Here is a 15,664-nt window from a genome sequence, read left to right as displayed (position 1 = left end):
CCATGTCCCATCTCTCCATCCTGCCCACCGTTCTGCGGGATGCCGAGGTCCTGGCGGCCACCCTCGCCAGCCTTGAGCTCCCCTGGCGGTGGGGGGGAGAACTGGTCGGATTCGCCGGCGAGCGCCAGGCGGTGACCCTGCAGCTCCAGCTCAGGGATGGCCAGGGCCTGGGATGGGCCCACCAGGACGACGGCTCCCTTGCCCTGGTGGGCGATCTCCAGCGCATCAGCCGCAATACCGTCCTGCAGCGGCTGCTGGGCCGGATCACGCGGGCCTATGCCGCCCGGGCGGCCCTCCAGGAGGCCAGCCTGGCCCTCCCCACGGCGTCGATCGAGCTCCGTGTCTGACGACCCACCCCAACCCGACACGGCCGCCGGGCCGGTCGTCCAGCTCGACCTGCGTGAGCCCCACCGCCATCGGGTCCAGGTCACCCTCCATCTCACCCCCCGGTCTCTGCGGACGGAGCTTCAGCTGCCCGCCTGGACGCCGGGCTCCTACCTGATCCGGGACCACGTCCGCCACCTCGAGGCCCTGGAGGTGGATCAGGGGGAGGGCCACGTCATCCCCACACGGATGGCGGAGGCCCGCTGGTGTCTTTCCCTCACCAGCCTCGCCCCCCTCGTCGTCCGCTACCGCCTCCAGGCCACCGAGCTGAGCGTGCGCACCTGCCACCTCAACGCCGACCACGGCTTCCTGGCCCTGGCGGGTGTGGTACTGGAAGCCACGGGCGAACGCTGGAACCCCCACCGTCTGGAGCTGCGGCTGCCCGAGGGCTGGCAGGCCTTCGTTCCCCTGCCAACCGCCGGCGACGGGTCCTGGATCGCCGGCGACTACGACCGGCTGATCGACGCGCCCCTGGAGGCCGGCCCCCATCCCAGCCACCGGTTCAGCGTCGCCGGGGTGCCGCACCGCTGGGTCACCTGGGGGGGCGATCTGCCCGTCGAGGATCCCGCCTGGCTGGCCGATGTGGAACGGATCGCCCTGGCCTGCTGCCGCCTGATGGGGGAGGCCGCCCCCGCCAGCGACGATTACCTGTTCGTGCTGCACCTGCTCGAGGCGGGCTTCGGCGGGCTGGAGCACGACCACGCCAGCGTGCTCCAGTACGGCCGCCGGGCCCTGGCGGCTCCCGGTGGTCGCCGCAAGCTGCTGCAGCTGGTGGCCCACGAGTACCTGCACCAGTGGAACGTGCGGCGTCTGAAACCCGCCGAACTCACACCGCTCGACTACGGCCGGGCAACGATCGTGTCCGGTCTCTGGTTCGCCGAGGGGGTGACCTCCTACCTCGACCTGCTGCTGCCCCTGGCGGCCGGCGTGGGCACGGAGGCCGACCTGCTCGAGGACCTGGGGGCGGACCTGAGCCGCTACCTGCTCACCCCAGGCCGCCGGGTCCAGGGGCTGCGGCAGAGCGCCGAGGAGGCCTGGGTGAAGCTCTACCGCCAGGATGCCTCCTCGGCCGACAGCCAGATCAGCTACTACCTCAAGGGGGCCGTGGTGGCCCTTGTGCTCGACCTGCACCTGCGGCGCCATGGCTCCAGCCTGGGGGTGGTGCTGCGGGGGCTGTGGCGCAGCCATGGGGCCGCCGGGCGCGGCTACACCAACGGCGATCTGATCGACGCCTTCGCCGGCCAGGCCCCCGACCTGGCGGAGCTGCTGCCCCACTGGCTGGAGAGCACCGATGACCCCGACCTCGACGCCTACCTGGCCGATGTCGGGCTGGCCCTGCGGCCGAAGCAGGCCAACGAGAACTTCCTCGGCTGGCAGCTGGACGAGGCCGCGGGGGGCACCATGCGCCTGAAGCGGGTGCACCGTGACGGTCCGGCGGAGCGGGCCTGCCTGCAGGCGGGCGATGAGCTGCTGGCCCTCGATGACCTGCGCCTGCGCAGCCCGGAGGACCTGGCCCTGGCCCTCGCCATCCCCACGGCATCAGCAGCGTCGGAACGGCAGCTGCTCTTCTGCCGAGAGGGCCGGGTGCGCAGCACCGGCCTGCAGCCCGATCCCCCGGCCATCGCCAGCTGGCAGCTGGTGATCGATCCCGAACGCGACAGCGCGCACACCCGCGACAACCGGCAGCGCTGGCTGTCGCTGCAGCCATGACGTCGTCCCTGCGCCCCCTGGTGCTGGCGGTGGCCGGTGCGGGTGTGATCAGCCTGGGGGGACTGACCTGGCTGGGCCGTGACCTGTTCGGCGCCCCGGGCAACGCCGGTGGCCGTGCCTCCCTTCTCGATCTGCTGGAGGAAGTGCGCCAGTCCCCCCCCGATGGGGGGACGTCGCCGCCACCGCCGGAGCAGGTCCTGCCACCGCCCCAGGCCGCCTGGCGTGCTCCCCTGGGGGGGGCCTGCCAGGCCGACCCGGCCCTGCGCGCCCGTCTGGCGGGCCTGGCGGAGCGACTTCGCTACGACACCGTCCGGCTGCGTATCGACCCAAGCAACTACGGCGAGCGTTTCCGCCGGGATGCCTTCGGCCAGACGCTCGACACCACCCCCCAGGTCGTCGTGCTGCACGAGACCGTCTTCGGCATCAACTCCGCGATCAACACGTTCATGACGCCCCACCCGCGGGACGAGGACCAGGTGAGTTACCACACCCTGATCGGCCTCGACGGCCAGGTGGTGGAGGCGCTGGACCCGGCCAAACGGGCCTTCGGTGCCGGCAATTCCGCCTTCAACGGCCGCTGGGTGGTGACCAACCCGGAGCTGGCCGGTTCGATCAACAATTTCGCCCTGCACCTCAGCCTGGAGACGCCCCTCGACGGGGAGAACCAGGGGGGCAGCCACAGCGGTTACACGGCCGCCCAGTACGACGCCCTCGCGGTCGTCCTGGCCCGCTGGATGCGCCGCTACGGCATTCCCCCCAGCAACATCACCACCCACCAGCACGTGGATCTGGGCGGGGAGCGCATGGATCCGCGCAGCTTCGACTGGGGGGAACTTCAGGTGCGGCTGGCCGCCCTCGGGGTGCTCTGCTGATCGGGACGCGCTGGGCGCAGGCTCAGATCAGGGGGCCGGCTCAGATCAGCGGACTGGTGATCGGTTTGCGGGTGCCGTAGAGCAGGGCGTGCAGCTCCGGGTCCTGCATGTAGCGGAGCACCCGTCCGGGGTAGTCCAGCTTGCCGTTGTGGAGGTAGGCCAGGGTGGCGATGGCCTTGGCATCGGCGGGGGAGGTGCTGGCCATCAGCAGGGCGTTGTCGGAGAGCCCCAGGGCTTGCTTCAGGCGAACGAACTTGCCCACCAGCAGCCGCACGTTGCGGTCGGGATCGAGGAGCTCCATGCGCGCCTCGTCGATCTGCTCCGGGGAGGCATCGGCGGGCAGGAGCCCCTGTTTGACGAGCTCGCCGACGCTGAGCTGGGCGGGGCCGTGGGTGCTGAACAGGCCGCTGCGGGCCGCCAGGGGCAGGTCTTCACCGGGCTTGGCGTGCTGCAGTTCGTCGAAGAGCACGGCGGTGACCAGCATCGGATTGATGTGGTGGCGGCGGCTCTCGTTGAGGATCACGGGCCTGAGTTCCTCAAGCCGGCCGAGGGTGTGGCTGCGCAGGGGCTGGAGCTGGTCGATGCCCTCGGTGAACAGCTGGGCCAGCCTGGGCTGGGGGCCGTGGACGCCGAAGCGGCGGTTGAGCTCCCGCAGTTCCTCGGGACTGAAATCGACCGGATCGGGCCGCAGCCCTTCGCTGGTGGATGGACTGATCAGGGGGAAGGCCTTGTCGTCGCGCTCGCCATCGGTGAGCAGGAACGGGCTGCGGGATCGCACCTGGGGTTCCCGGCTCAGCGGGATCAGGGCCAGGCCGCCGGCCACCAGAAGCAGTCCCAGCTTCATAGCGTGGCCGTACAAGCCGCGTCGCAGTGCGTGGCTCCGCTGGCGAGCCTGGGGCGCGACCGCCGGCTGGTGGCCGGAGCGTCGTGGCTTAGTTCCGGCGAGGCGGGACAGCAAGCGGAATGGCGTTCTTTAGATCAATTGTAACGAACACGGCCGGATTCTTCCCGCTCCGGGGGCGCTCCGGTGGCCGGCCCCGTGGTGGAAAGCGCGCATCCGCCGATCCGCTTGCCGAACGTGGAGGCTGATGGATACGGTTCGGGGGCCCGTCACGGCGTCCCAGGAGCCATGTCCCCGCTGCCGCCGTTGAACGGCCAAGACTCCGCTGCCCTCTGGGAGCGATTCCGCCAGCTGCTCTGGCACGACCCTGATCTTGCCCTCTGGCTCGACGTCAGCCGGATGGCCCTGGAGGAGAAGGACCTGGAGGGCTTCGAAGCCCCCTTCGCCCGCGCCTTCGCCGCCATGGAGGCCCTCGAGGGCGGTGCCATCGCCAACGCCGACGAGGGACGGCAGGTGGGCCACTACTGGTTGCGGGCCCCGGAACTGGCCCCCGATCCGGCGGTGGCCGCCGCCATCGCCGCGGAGGTGGATCGGCTCGAAGCCTTCGGACACGAGGTGCTGGCTGGAACGGTCACGGCCCCCGGCGGACGGCCCTTCACCGACGTGCTCTGGATCGGCATCGGCGGTTCCGGCCTCGGCCCGCTGCTGATGCTCAGGGCCCTGGAGCGCCAGGGGGTGGGACTGCCGTTCCACTTCTTCGACAACGTCGACCCCGACGGCATGGCGCGCACCTTGGCCGCCCTGGCCGACCGTCTCACCACCACCCTGGTGATCGTGGTCAGCAAGTCGGGGGGCACCCCCGAACCCCACCTGGGCATGGTGCAGGCCCGGGCGCGGGTGCTGGCCGCCGGCGGCGACTGGAGCGCCCAGGCGGTGGCCATCACAATGGCGGGGAGCCACCTGGATCAGGAGGCCAAGGTGGCCGGCTGGCTGCGCCGTTTCGACATGTTCGACTGGGTGGGCGGACGCACCAGCATCACCAGTGCCGTCGGTCTGCTGCCCGCTGCCCTGATCGGCGCCGACCTGCGCGGCTTCCTGGACGGGGCCGCCGCCATGGACCGGCTGACCCGGGTGCCGGACCTGCGCACCAACCCCGCCGCCCTGCTGGCCGCCTCCTGGCACGTGGCCGGCGGCGGGCAGGGGCGTCGCGACATGGTGGTGCTCCCCTACCGGGACCGGCTGGAGGTGTTCAGCCGCTACCTGCAGCAGCTGGTGATGGAGTCGCTGGGCAAACGGCTCGACCGCGACGGCGTCGTGGTGCACCAGGGCCTGGCCGTCTACGGCAACAAGGGCTCCACCGACCAGCACGCCTACGTGCAACAGCTGCGGGACGGTCTCGACAACTTCTTCGTGACCTTCATCGAGGTGCTGGAGGACCCGGCGGAGATCCCCACGATCGACGGCGAGTGCCCCGCCGATTTCCTCGAGGGGTTCCTGCAGGGCACCCGGGCGGCACTGGCCGAACAGGCCCGCCAGAGCATCACCATCACCCTGCGGCGCTTCGATGCCAGAGCCCTCGGGGCCCTGATCGGCCTGTTTGAGCGGGCGGTGGGGCTCTACGGCGAACTGGTGAACGTCAACGCCTACCACCAGCCCGGGGTGGAAGCTGGCAAGAAGGCGGCCGCCGGCATCCTGGGTCTGCAGAGTCGGGTGGAGGCCCTGCTCGCCGATGGCCAGGCCCGCTCCCTGGCGGCCATCGGGGCGGAGCTGGAGCTGGAGGCGGTGGAGCCGGTGTTCTGGCTGCTGCGGCACCTCTGTGCCAACGACCGCGGCTATGGGGCGAAAGGCGACTGGGGGCAGCCCGACGGCCTGGTCTTCCAGCACACTTGAGGGGCCTTCCCCCTTAGCCATGGTCCGATCCCGCGCCGCGGTCGCCTGGGCCGCCGGTCAGCCCCTGGATGTCACCGAAATCGACGTGGAGGGCCCCCGGGCCGGTGAGGTGCTCCTGCGTGTCGTGGCCACCGGCGTGTGCCACACCGATGCCTTCACCCTCTCCGGCGCCGACCCCGAAGGGATCTTCCCGGCGGTGCTCGGCCACGAGGGCGGGGCGGTGGTGGTGGAGGTGGGCCCGGGCGTCACCTCGGTGACCGTTGGGGACCACGTGATTCCCCTCTACACGCCCGAGTGCCGCTCCTGCCGCTTCTGCCTCTCCGGCAAAACGAACCTCTGCCAGGCGATCCGCGGCACCCAGGGCAAGGGCCTGATGCCCGACGGCAGCAGCCGCTTCTCCCGGAACGGCGAACGGATCTTCCACTACATGGGCACCTCCACCTTCTCCGAGTACACGGTGGTGCCTGAGATCGCCGTGGCGAAGATCGCCCCTGAGGCGCCGCTCGAGAAGGTCTGTCTGCTGGGCTGCGGCGTCACCACCGGCATCGGCGCCGTGCTCAACACCGCCAAGGTGGAACCGGGCAGCAGCGTGGCCGTCTTCGGCCTCGGCGGCATCGGCCTGGCGGTGATCATCGGCGCGGTCATGGCCGGGGCGGAGCGGATCATCGGCATCGACACCAACCCCGACAAGTTCGCCATCGCCGGCCAGCTGGGAGCCACCGAGTGCCTGAACCCCAAGGCCTTCGACGCCCCGATTCAGGAGGTGGTGGTCGACCGCACCGACGGCGGCGTGGATTACTCGTTCGAATGCATCGGCAACGTCCAGGTGATGCGCGCCGCCCTGGAGTGCTGCCACAAGGGCTGGGGCGAATCCACGATCATCGGCGTGGCCGGGGCGGGCCAGGAGATCGCCACCCGGCCGTTCCAGCTCGTGACCGGACGGGTGTGGCGGGGCTCCGCCTTCGGCGGGGTGCGGGGACGCACCGAACTGCCCAGGTATGTGGAGCGATTCCAGCAGGGGGAGATCCCCCTCGACACCTTCATCACCCACACCATGGGGCTGGAGGACATCAACAGTGCCTTCGACCTGATGCACGCCGGCCAGAGCATCCGCTCGGTGATCCACTTCTGACCCCCCTGCGACCCCGGAGGTCGGCGTCCCCATGCTCGAGCTGCTCAGCGAGAACCGCAGTTTCGGCGGCCTGCACCGCCGCTACAGGCACCCGTCCTCCGAGCTGAACGGGCCGGCGAATCTGGCGGTGTACCTGCCGCCCCAGGCCCTCGCCGGTGAGCGGGTGCCGGCTCTCTACTGGCTCTCAGGGCTCACCTGCACCGACGAGAACGTGATGCAGAAGGGCGGGGCCCACCGGCTCGCCGCCGAGCTCGGCCTGGCCCTGGTGGCCCCGGACACCAGCCCCAGGGGAGCGGAGGTGCCCACCGACCCCGATGGCGGCTGGGATCTGGGGCAGGGGGCCGGCTTCTACGTCGATGCCACCGAGGCCCCCTGGGACCGCCATTACCGGATGCACGCCTATGTGGCCGAGGAGCTGCCCGATCTGCTGGAAGCGGAGCTGCCCCTGAGCCAGGCGCGCGGCATCAGCGGCCACTCCATGGGGGGCCACGGCGCCCTGGTGACGGCCCTGCGCCACCCGGGCCGCTACCGCTCCGTGTCCGCCTTCGCCCCGATCTGCCACCCTTGCGCCTGCCCCTGGGGCCAGAAGGCCTTCGGGGCCTATCTGGGGGCGGATCCAGCGGCCTGGGCCGCCTGGGATGCCACGCTCCTGCTCGCCTCAGCGGTGGAGCGGCTGCCCCTGCTGGTGGACCAGGGCACGGCCGACCCCTTCCTCGAGACCCAGCTGCGGCCCGCCGACCTGGCGGCGGCGGCGGAGGCGGCGGGCCACCCCCTGCGGCTCCGTTACCAGGAGGGCTACGACCACAGCTACTTCTTCATCGCCAGCTTCATCGACGACCACCTGCGCCACCACGCCGCGGCCCTCAGGGCACCAGGTTGACCAGCTTGCCGGGCACCACGATCACACGCCGGGGCGGCTGACCCTCAAGCCAGCGCTGGGCCACGTCGCTTTCCAGCGCCAGCTTCTCGAGGGTGGCCGCATCGGCGTCGGCGGGCACCTCCAGGCTGCCGCGCATCTTGCCCTTCACCTGGATCACCAGGGGGATGGTGTCGCGCACCAGTGCCGCCGGATCGACGGCGGGCCAGCGCTGGGCATGGACGCTCGCCCCGGCGCTGATGGGCTGCTCCTCCCCGTGGCCGCAGAGTTTCTGCCAGAGCTCCTCGGCCAGGTGGGGGGCGAACGGCGCCAGCAGGATCAGCAGGGTGGCCAGGGCCTCGGTGGCCACCGCCGGGCCGGCCGCCTCCAGATGGGCAGCCAGGGCGTTGCTGAGCTTCATCAGTTCGGAGACGGCGGTGTTGAGCTGGAGCTCTCCCTCGAGGTCTTCGCTGATGGCGGCGATGGCGGTGTGCACGGACCGGCGCAGCTCCCGTTCGCCGTCGCTGAGGGAAGCGGGATCCGGCGCCGGCTGGGGGGCGTCAGGGCCGCTCAGGCGCAGGCCCCGGCCGTGGGCCCCATCCACCAGGCGCCAGAGGCGCTGCAGGAAGCGGTACTGGCCTTCCACATCGGCGTCGTCCCACTCCAGATCCTTCTCCGGAGGCGCCTTGAACAGGATGAACATGCGGGCCGTGTCGGCCCCGTAGCGGTCGATCACCACCGCCGGATCCACGCCGTTGTGCTTCGACTTGGACATCTTTTCGTAGAACACCTCCAGCACCTCGCCGCTGATCGGATCGCGGGGGTCGCTGGGGTCGGCCACCTGGGCCGGGGCCACGTACTGCCCGCTCTGGGGGTTGCGGTAGGTGATGCCCTGCACCATGCCCTGGGTGAGCAGGCGGGCGAAGGGTTCCGAGAAGCCCAGCAGGCCCCGGTCCCGCAGCACCTTGGTGAAGAAGCGGGAATAGAGCAGGTGCAGGATGGCGTGCTCGATGCCGCCCACGTACTGGTCGACGGGCAACCAGCGGTCGACGGCATCGCGGCCAAACGGGCGCTGGTCGTTGTGGGGATCGCTGTAGCGCAGGTAGTACCAGGACGAACACATGAAGGTGTCCATGGTGTCGGTCTCCCGCTTGGCGGGCGCACCGCAGCTCGGGCAGGGCACGTTCACCCACGACGCCAACTTGGCCAGGGGGGTGCCCCCCTTGCCGCTCAGGGGGATGTCGCGGGGCAGTTCCACCGGCAGCTGGTCGTCGGGGACCGGCACCACACCGCAACTGTCGCAGTGGATCACGGGAATGGGGCAGCCCCAGTAGCGCTGGCGGGAGATCAGCCAGTCGCGCAGTCGGTACTGCACCCGTCCCTGGCCCCAACCCTGCTCCTCGGCCCAGGCGACGATGGCCGACTTGGCCTCGGTGGTGGTCAGGCCGTCGAAGGAACCGGAGCCGATCAGCACGCCGCCTTCGGTCCAGGCCTGGCCTTCGTAGGCGTGGGGGTCGGACCCTTCCGGGATCACCACCCGCCTGACGGGAAGTTCGTACTGCCGGGCGAAGGCGAAGTCGCGCTGGTCGTGGGCCGGAACCCCCATCACGGCACCGGTGCCGTAGTCGGCCAGGACGTAGTCGGCGATCCAGACGGGAATGCGTTCACCGCTGGCGGGGTTGCGGGCCCAGGCGCCGATCGGCACGCCCCGCTTGGGCCGGTCCTCTGCCGTCCGCTCCTGCTCGCTCTGGCGGCTGACCAGATCGCAGAAGGCGGTCACCGAGAGGCGGCAGTCGTCCGTGGTCAGCTCGGCCACCAGGGGGTGGTCCGGGGCCAGCACCACGTAGGTGGCCCCGTGGATGGTGTCGGGTCGGGTGGTGAAGACGGTGATGGCGGCACCGCTCTCCGTGGTGAAGGTCAGCTCGGCACCGAGGGAGCGGCCGATCCAGTTGGCCTGCATCGTGCGCACCCGCTCTGGCCAGCCCTCCAGGGATGGCAGATCGTCGAGCAGGGCATCGGCGTAGGCGGTGATCTTCAGAAACCACTGGCGCAGCCGGCGCTTCTCCACCTGGGCACCGGAGCGCCAGGAGCGACCTTCCGCATCCACCTGCTCATTGGCGAGCACCGTCTGGTCGATCGGGTCCCAGTTGACCGTCGCCTCCTTGCGGTAGGCAAGGCCGGCATCGAGGAACTGCAGGAACAGCCACTGGGTCCAGCGGTAGTAATCGGCGTGGCAGGTGGCCACTTCCCGGTCCCAGTCGATCGAGAGGCCGAGCCGTTTGAGCTGGTCCCGCATCTGGGCGATGTTGCGGTCGGTCCAGTCCCCCGGGTCGACGCCCCGCTCGATGGCGGCGTTCTCCGCCGGCAGTCCGAAGGCGTCCCAGCCCATGGGATGGAGCACCTGCCGTCCCCGCAGACGGGCCGCCCGGGCGATCACGTCGGTGATGACGTAATTGCGGACGTGGCCCATGTGGAGGCTCCCCGACGGGTAGGGGAACATCGAGAGGGCGTAGTAGGGCTCGCCGGCGCCGTCCTGCGGCTCGGGGGTGACGTGCAGTCCCAGCTGCTCCCACTGCAGTTGCCAGCGTTGCTCGATCGCTTCGGGCCGGTAGCGGGAAGAGTCAGTCACGGGCCACAGGGAATGGGGGTGATCGTGTCACAGCCCACGGAGAGGCTCAGCTGAGGGCCCGCAGCGAAGCCACGGCGGCCAGGCTGATCAGAAGCAGCGGCGTGCCGGGTTCGGTGCTCATCGCCAGGAAATGGCTGTCCTGCCAGCGGATGATGCCATCGAACTCCTTACCGGACAGCAGGACGACGTTCACAGGGGTGCGGATGCGGATCAGCTCCTGGACGTGCCGCACACTGGGCAGGGTCGTGTCGAGCCTGGGTCCCCGTTTTTCAAAGAAACTCTGCATAGGATCGACCCCAATCTCCAGGTCTCACGGAACGGTGCTTCAGGTGCTCCAATTCAGTAAATACCAGGGTCTTGGAAATGACTTCTTGCTGCTGGACGGCCGCAGCTTAGAGGATCCTGAGGGCCTCTTCGGCCTGACTCCCGACCGGGTGCAGCGGCTCTGCGACCGCCGCTTCGGGGTGGGTGGCGATGGCGTGATCCTCTCCCTGCCGCCGAGGGAGGGCGGTGAGCTGCGGATGCGGATCTTCAACGCCGATGGCACCGAGCCGGAGATGTGCGGCAACGGCATCCGCTGTCTGGCGCGCTTCCTGGCGGACAGCGACGGCGACGAGGCTCCCCGCAGCTGGGAGATCGAGACCCTCGCCGGTCGCATCGTGCCGGCCCTTGCTGAGGACGGTCGCATCCGCGTCGACATGGGCCCGCCGTTCCTGACCCCCGAGACCGTGCCCACCACCCTGGCGGTGGGGGAGCAGGGGCTGCCGGTGGGCGAGCTGGAGGTGCTGGGCCAGCGCCTGGCCGTGGCGGCCGCCGGCATGGGCAATCCCCATGCCGTCGTGCCCGTCGCCGACGTGGCGGCGATCGATCTGGAGGGCCTCGGTGCCGCCCTGGAGGTGCACGGGGCCTTCCCGGCCCGTACCAACGTGCACTTCGTCCAGGTGCTCGCCCCCGACCATCTGGTGATGCGGGTCTGGGAGAGGGGGGCGGGCCCCACCCTGGCCTGCGGCACCGGCGCCTGCGCCACCCTGGTGGCCTGCCATCGGCTCGGCCTGGCCGCCCGCCACGCCCGGCTCGACCTGCCCGGGGGCCCCCTGGAGATCCAATGGGACGAAGCCAGCGGCCACGTGTTCATGACCGGTCCGGCCGAGGCGGTGTTTGACGGGGTCGTGGCCCCGTCGCTGTTCGACGAGGACGAGGCGCTGCCTGCCGCCATGGCGGTGGCAGCGCCGTCCAGCGCCCCGGTGGAGAGCGGGAGCGCCCCCCTCGGTGACGCAGGCGGTGCCGCCATCGACTGCGCCACCGCCTGCGTCAACGGCTGCCTGCGTCCGGAGGCCTGCTCCAGCGCCGAAGCCCGGGCCCGCGTCACGGCCCTGCTGGAGGGGCGCTCCCTCGACGATCTGGTGGCCCTGGCCGGCGAATCCCTGGAATCCCGCACCCGGGGCCGCCTCTCCCGCGATGCCCCCGCCCCCTGAGACCTACCTCGACGCCTGCGCCACCGCCCCTCCGGCGGCGGCGGTCCTGGAGGCCATGGCCCGTGCCCACCGTGAGGCCTGGGCCAACCCCTCCAGCCTCCATGGCCACGGCCTGGCGGCGGCGGAGCGCCTGGAGCGTGACCGCCAGGCCTTCGGCGCCCGGCTCGGCTGCGGCGGCGATGAACTGGTGTTCGTTTCCGGGGGGAGCGAGGCGATCCACACCGCCCTGGTCGGCTCCGACGGGCCGCTGGAACCGGGTCGGGTGCTGCTCTCGGCGGTGGAGCACCCCGCCAGCTATGTCGCCGCCGCCGCCCTGGCGCGCCGTGGGTGGGAGGTGCAGCTCCTGCCGGTGGACCGGCGCGGCGTGGTCGATCTGGAGGACCTGCAGCGCCTGCTGACGCCCCCGACCCGGCTGGTGTCGGTCCTCTGGGGCCAGAGCGAGGTGGGAACGCTCCAGCCGATCGAGGCGATCGGTGCCCTCTGCCGCCAGGCCGGGGTGCGGTTCCACGTCGATGCGGTGCAGGTGGTGGGCCACCGCCCGGTCGATTTCAGCCGGCTGCCGGTGGACCTGCTGAGCTGCGCGGCCCACAAGCTGCAGGGCCCCCGCGGCGTGGGGGCCCTGCTGGTGCGGCGCGGGGTCCGGCTTGAGCCCCTGATCGGTGGGGCCCAGGAGGGGGGCCGTCGCGGCGGCACCGAGCCGGTGGCCCTGGTGGCCGGCTTCGCGGCGGCCCTCGAGTTGGCCGACCGGCGCCTGTCGGCCCACGGCGGCGCCGATCCCATGGCCTCGCTGCGCGATCCCCTCCTGGCCGACCTGCGTCGCCTGGAGGGCGTGCGCCTGAGCGGCCCAGAGCCGGACGACCCCGCCGGGCGCCTGCCGCACCACATCAGCCTGCTGGTGGACGGGCCCGAGGGCCGGCCCCTGGGCGGTCGGCGTCTGGTGCGGGAGCTGGCCCGCCAGGGTTATGCCGTCAGCAGCGGTTCGGCCTGTGCCAGTGCCGGTGCCGCTGCGGGCACGGCCGGCACCAGTGCCGTGCTGCTCGCCATGGGCTATGGCCCCGCCGAGGCGGCCAGCGGCCTGCGGATCAGCCTGGGCCCCTGGCTCACCGCCGCCGATCTGGCCGGCCTGCCGGCGGCCCTGGAGTTGGCCCGGCGCAGGGTGGCGGAAGCGCCTGGGTAGGGTCCGATCAGCCCTGCCGCCAGCCGATGCTGCCCGCCGACCTTCGCACCGCCGAAGCCGAAGCCCTCCAGGCCCTCCAGGCGGCCCTGGCGGCCGGATCGGGGGGACGCTGGACCGTGGAGTTCCGCTTCGAAGGACTGCGCCTGATGCCGGTGGTGCTGCGTCTGCTGGAGGGGCTGATCGCGGAGCGACCAGGGGTGCGGCTGCTGTTTCCGGATGCCGGTGCCACCGCTCTGGCCCGACGGGATGCTCCGGCCCTGGCCGAGCACATCGGCAGCTTTTCCGACCAGCGGCGGCGCCAGCAGGAGGAACCCTCCAGCGGCGTGCTGGTGCTGGTGGGGGCGAGCCAGGCCGAATACGAGCTGGTGGAGGCGGTGTGCGGCCGCCACAGCGACGCCGTGGTGCTCGTCAATCCCGCCCTGGAGGATGCCGCCGTGGGCATCGGCAGCGTGGCGCGCCAGCGTCGCCGGGGCTTCCTGGCCGGCTGGCGGGCCGCCTATGCCCTGCTGCCCAAGGCCGACCGCGCCCTGCGCTGCGCCTACCCCGGCGAATGGGAGCTCTACCGGCTCGACCCCGACGGCTTCCGGCTGGCGGGCAGTTTCGAGCAGAAGCCTGATACGGAGCAACAGGACCTGGCCCTCAGCGGCCGCGAGGAGGCCGGTCTGGGCAGCAACCTGCGGGCCCTGGGCCAGATGATCGAGGACCTGCAGAACTGAGACGCCGGTCCGGGAGGACCCCGACCGGGGCGGCTGGTGCATCCCGGAAAGGCTGCGTACACTTCGCGGGCTTTCCCATGCCCATGCCCAGCGAATCGCCCCGGTCCCGTTCCTTCAGCCTCGTCGACGTCGGCGCCGCCGTCGCCGCCCTGCTGGCGATCGGGGGCGTGATCTGGAGCCCCCGGCTCAGCGGGGCCGTGGCCCAGGCCACCGGCGCCCTCGAGCCCGTCACCGTGATGGTGGACGTGCGCGGTGCCCCTGCCGCTTCCCCCGTGCAACTGCTGCAGCAGGCCCGCGCCGAGGGCAAGGTGGCCATCGTGATCCGCAACCAGCCCCACGGCAGCGTGGCGGTCAAGGAGATCGTCCCCTTCGACCGGATCATCTCCACCCTCACCCCCGACGGGAAGGTGGTGAGCGCCCCCGATCCCAACCAGAAGACCTTCAGCACCTTCGATGGACGTTTCGTCCTGGAGGGCCAGGGGCGGCGCACCGCCGGTGGTGTCGTCTTCGGCAACCAGACCATCAAGATCGGCGCCCCGGTCGAGTTGGAAGGCACCAACTACCGCTTCAACGGCACCGTCACGGACCTGAAACTCGGAACCTCCTGACATGACTGCGTCCGCCCGCCCCGGCCACCGCCTCCCCTGCCCCGTCCAGCACCGCCTCCGCCGCCCCCTGAGGCTGGCGACCCTGCTGCTGGTCGTCGGCGGCACCTCCCCGGCGGGCCTGGCGGCCTGGGCCCAGACCAAGCCGGCCCTCCCCTCGGCACGCAGCCAGCGACCTTTACCAATGGCGGCCCTGCCGGTGGCTCCCCCCCCGGTGGGCATGCCGCGGCTGGCCACCGAAATCACCTGCCCCAGCCTGCAGCGCCAGGTCGCCCTGGTGCTGGGCGACGAGCGTTCCCGCTGGAGCGTCAGCGTCGCCGACGGCAGCGGCCGGCTTCTGGCCGACGTCAACGGGCGCCAGCCCCGGGTGCCGGCCTCCAACCAGAAGCTGGTCAGCAGCGCCTTCGCCCTCGATCGCCTCGGACCCGACTACCGGCTCACCACCCAGCTGTGGCGGCTTCAGGACGGCACCCTGCGGCTCACGGGGCAGGGGGATCCCGACCTGGCCCTGCCCCAGCTGCATCGTTTCGCCCAGCTGGCCATGGCCGCCGGGGCCAGCTCCCCGGTGGGAGGCGGTCTGGTCCGCCTGGAACTGGCGGAGGAAGCCTCCCAGAACTGGTGGCCCAGCGGCTGGCATGTGGCCGACCGGGCCTACGCCTACGGCGCCCCGATCACCCGCCTGGCGATCACCAGCAATGCCATCGACGATGCGGTCAGCAATCCCCCCTCCCGGCTCCAGACGCTGCTGCGTCGAGCCATGAACCAGGGCGGCGGCTCGCCCCTGCAGCTGACCCTGGTGTCCGCCCGCCAGCCCCTGCCCGGCGACGCCGTGCTGATCCACGAGGAGCCCTCCACCTCGATGCACGGCCTGATGAGCCTGGCCAACACCGAAAGCCACAACTTCACCGCCGAAGTGCTGCTGCGCCAGGCGGCCGGCACCTGGGACGTGGCCGAGGCCAGCCGCCTGAACACCCTCTGGCTGGTCGAACAGGGCCTGCCCATGGAGGGGGTCCGGGTGGCGGACGGCAGTGGCCTCGACCGCGCCAACCGGGTCACCAGCCGTTTCTTGGTGGCCCTGCTGCTGCGCATGGACCACCACCCCTACTCCCGGGACTACATCAGTTCCATGGCTATCGCCGGGCGCCGCGGCACCCTGCGCAACCTTTACAAGGGGACCAGCCTCGATGGCCGGTTCTTCGCCAAGACCGGCACCCTCACGGGGGTGCGCTCGATCAGCGGCGTTCTGCAGACGGCGGACGGGCCCCGTTACGTCAGTGCCGTGTCTGCCGGGGCGGGGGCTCCGAACACCACCATCGGCCGTGTCCTGCGGGAGGTGCAGGCCGTGGGGGCCTGCCCTTCGGCGATCTGAGGCGGCTG

Annotated in this window: 14 protein-coding genes; 11 read left to right on the top strand and 3 right to left on the bottom strand. The window is 71.4% G+C overall.

The window, feature by feature from the left end; all coding sequences use genetic code 11:
- Nucleotides 1-2 precede the first annotated feature (2 nt).
- Genes H6G99_RS01495 through H6G99_RS01485 form a run of 3 tightly spaced genes read left to right on the top strand, consistent with a single transcriptional unit; the run spans nucleotide 3 to nucleotide 2,966 of the window.
- A complete protein-coding gene (locus H6G99_RS01495) occupies nucleotides 3-347 on the top strand; it encodes a DUF1257 domain-containing protein (protein ID WP_190609446.1) in 345 nt (114 codons plus the stop codon).
- Nucleotides 340-2,094 carry a M61 family metallopeptidase gene (locus tag H6G99_RS01490; RefSeq protein WP_190609444.1) on the top strand — a complete coding sequence of 585 codons (1,755 nt, stop codon included), beginning with the start codon at nucleotides 340-342 and terminating at the stop codon, nucleotides 2,092-2,094. Before H6G99_RS01495 ends, H6G99_RS01490 begins: the two co-directional genes overlap by 8 nt.
- Nucleotides 2,091-2,966 (top strand): N-acetylmuramoyl-L-alanine amidase, encoded by an 876-nt coding sequence (locus tag H6G99_RS01485; protein ID WP_094584590.1) that lies wholly within the window; start codon nucleotides 2,091-2,093, stop codon nucleotides 2,964-2,966. Before H6G99_RS01490 ends, H6G99_RS01485 begins: the two co-directional genes overlap by 4 nt.
- A gap of 40 nt (nucleotides 2,967-3,006) precedes the next feature.
- Here the strand turns inward: H6G99_RS01485 and H6G99_RS01480 are convergent, their stop codons facing one another.
- On the bottom strand, nucleotides 3,007-3,810 hold the full coding sequence (locus tag H6G99_RS01480) for a helicase DnaB (RefSeq protein WP_190609850.1): 804 nt from the start codon (nucleotides 3,808-3,810) through the stop codon (nucleotides 3,007-3,009).
- A 285-nt stretch (nucleotides 3,811-4,095) separates the two neighbouring features.
- Between H6G99_RS01480 and H6G99_RS01475 the strand changes: the two genes are divergently transcribed.
- Genes H6G99_RS01475 through fghA form a run of 3 tightly spaced genes read left to right on the top strand, consistent with a single transcriptional unit; the run spans nucleotide 4,096 to nucleotide 7,709 of the window.
- The gene (locus H6G99_RS01475) at nucleotides 4,096-5,697 is read left to right on the top strand and encodes a glucose-6-phosphate isomerase (protein WP_190609442.1); all 1,602 of its coding nucleotides are present in this window, start codon (nucleotides 4,096-4,098) and stop codon (nucleotides 5,695-5,697) included.
- 19 nt (nucleotides 5,698-5,716) lie between these two features.
- A complete protein-coding gene (locus H6G99_RS01470) occupies nucleotides 5,717-6,829 on the top strand; it encodes an S-(hydroxymethyl)glutathione dehydrogenase/class III alcohol dehydrogenase (RefSeq protein WP_190609441.1) in 1,113 nt (370 codons plus the stop codon).
- A gap of 31 nt (nucleotides 6,830-6,860) precedes the next feature.
- Nucleotides 6,861-7,709 (top strand): S-formylglutathione hydrolase, encoded by an 849-nt coding sequence (fghA, locus tag H6G99_RS01465; protein ID WP_190609439.1) that lies wholly within the window; start codon nucleotides 6,861-6,863, stop codon nucleotides 7,707-7,709.
- On the opposite strand, the gene leuS is transcribed toward fghA, so the two are convergent.
- Nucleotides 7,693-10,314: a leucine--tRNA ligase gene (gene leuS / locus H6G99_RS01460; RefSeq protein WP_190609437.1), complete on the bottom strand. Its 2,622-nt coding sequence runs from the start codon at nucleotides 10,312-10,314 to the stop codon at nucleotides 7,693-7,695. The genes fghA and leuS overlap by 17 nt on opposite strands.
- A 46-nt stretch (nucleotides 10,315-10,360) precedes the next feature.
- On the bottom strand, nucleotides 10,361-10,600 hold the full coding sequence (locus H6G99_RS01455; RefSeq protein ID WP_094584584.1) for an Hfq-related RNA-binding protein: 240 nt from the start codon (nucleotides 10,598-10,600) through the stop codon (nucleotides 10,361-10,363).
- A gap of 43 nt (nucleotides 10,601-10,643) precedes the next feature.
- On the opposite strand from H6G99_RS01455, the gene dapF reads away from it, so the two are divergent.
- The 5 genes from dapF (at nucleotide 10,644) to H6G99_RS01430 (ending at nucleotide 15,656) form a co-directional block, all read left to right on the top strand.
- Nucleotides 10,644-11,789, top strand: a complete 1,146-nt coding sequence (gene dapF / locus H6G99_RS01450) for a diaminopimelate epimerase (RefSeq protein ID WP_190609848.1) — start codon at nucleotides 10,644-10,646, stop codon at nucleotides 11,787-11,789.
- Nucleotides 11,773-12,966, top strand: a complete 1,194-nt coding sequence (locus H6G99_RS01445) for a cysteine desulfurase family protein (protein ID WP_190609435.1) — start codon at nucleotides 11,773-11,775, stop codon at nucleotides 12,964-12,966. Before dapF ends, H6G99_RS01445 begins: the two co-directional genes overlap by 17 nt.
- Before the next feature lie 26 nt (nucleotides 12,967-12,992).
- A complete protein-coding gene (locus H6G99_RS01440) occupies nucleotides 12,993-13,682 on the top strand; it encodes a DUF1995 family protein (protein ID WP_190609433.1) in 690 nt (229 codons plus the stop codon).
- A 77-nt stretch (nucleotides 13,683-13,759) separates the two neighbouring features.
- Entirely contained in the window at nucleotides 13,760-14,290 is a 531-nt protein-coding gene (locus H6G99_RS01435; RefSeq protein WP_094584580.1) for a DUF4330 domain-containing protein, read from the top strand.
- A 1-nt stretch (nucleotide 14,291) separates the two neighbouring features.
- The gene (locus tag H6G99_RS01430) at nucleotides 14,292-15,656 is read left to right on the top strand and encodes a D-alanyl-D-alanine carboxypeptidase/D-alanyl-D-alanine-endopeptidase (protein WP_190609431.1); all 1,365 of its coding nucleotides are present in this window, start codon (nucleotides 14,292-14,294) and stop codon (nucleotides 15,654-15,656) included.
- Nucleotides 15,657-15,664 lie beyond the last annotated feature (8 nt).

Origin of the sequence: Synechococcus sp. FACHB-909 (genome assembly GCF_014698945.1) — a bacterium.
Lineage (GTDB): Bacteria > Cyanobacteriota > Cyanobacteriia > PCC-6307 > Cyanobiaceae > Cyanobium.
This window is presented reverse-complemented; position numbering and strand designations above follow the sequence as displayed.

Excerpts from the sequence above, each read along its gene's own strand:
- H6G99_RS01440 (WP_190609433.1), top strand. The coding sequence starts at position 12,993 with ATGCTGCCCGCCGACCTTCGCACCGCCGAAGCCGAAGCCCTCCAGGCC.
- H6G99_RS01470 (WP_190609441.1), top strand. The coding sequence starts at position 5,717 with ATGGTCCGATCCCGCGCCGCGGTCGCCTGGGCCGCCGGTCAGCCCCTG.
- H6G99_RS01430 (WP_190609431.1), top strand. The coding sequence starts at position 14,292 with ATGACTGCGTCCGCCCGCCCCGGCCACCGCCTCCCCTGCCCCGTCCAG.
- H6G99_RS01455 (WP_094584584.1), bottom strand. The coding sequence starts at position 10,600 with ATGCAGAGTTTCTTTGAAAAACGGGGACCCAGGCTCGACACGACCCTG.
- H6G99_RS01480 (WP_190609850.1), bottom strand. The coding sequence starts at position 3,810 with ATGAAGCTGGGACTGCTTCTGGTGGCCGGCGGCCTGGCCCTGATCCCG.
- H6G99_RS01445 (WP_190609435.1), top strand. The coding sequence starts at position 11,773 with ATGCCCCCGCCCCCTGAGACCTACCTCGACGCCTGCGCCACCGCCCCT.
- H6G99_RS01485 (WP_094584590.1), top strand. The coding sequence starts at position 2,091 with ATGACGTCGTCCCTGCGCCCCCTGGTGCTGGCGGTGGCCGGTGCGGGT.
- H6G99_RS01435 (WP_094584580.1), top strand. The coding sequence starts at position 13,760 with ATGCCCATGCCCAGCGAATCGCCCCGGTCCCGTTCCTTCAGCCTCGTC.
- H6G99_RS01495 (WP_190609446.1), top strand. The coding sequence starts at position 3 with ATGTCCCATCTCTCCATCCTGCCCACCGTTCTGCGGGATGCCGAGGTC.
- H6G99_RS01475 (WP_190609442.1), top strand. The coding sequence starts at position 4,096 with ATGTCCCCGCTGCCGCCGTTGAACGGCCAAGACTCCGCTGCCCTCTGG.
- fghA (WP_190609439.1), top strand. The coding sequence starts at position 6,861 with ATGCTCGAGCTGCTCAGCGAGAACCGCAGTTTCGGCGGCCTGCACCGC.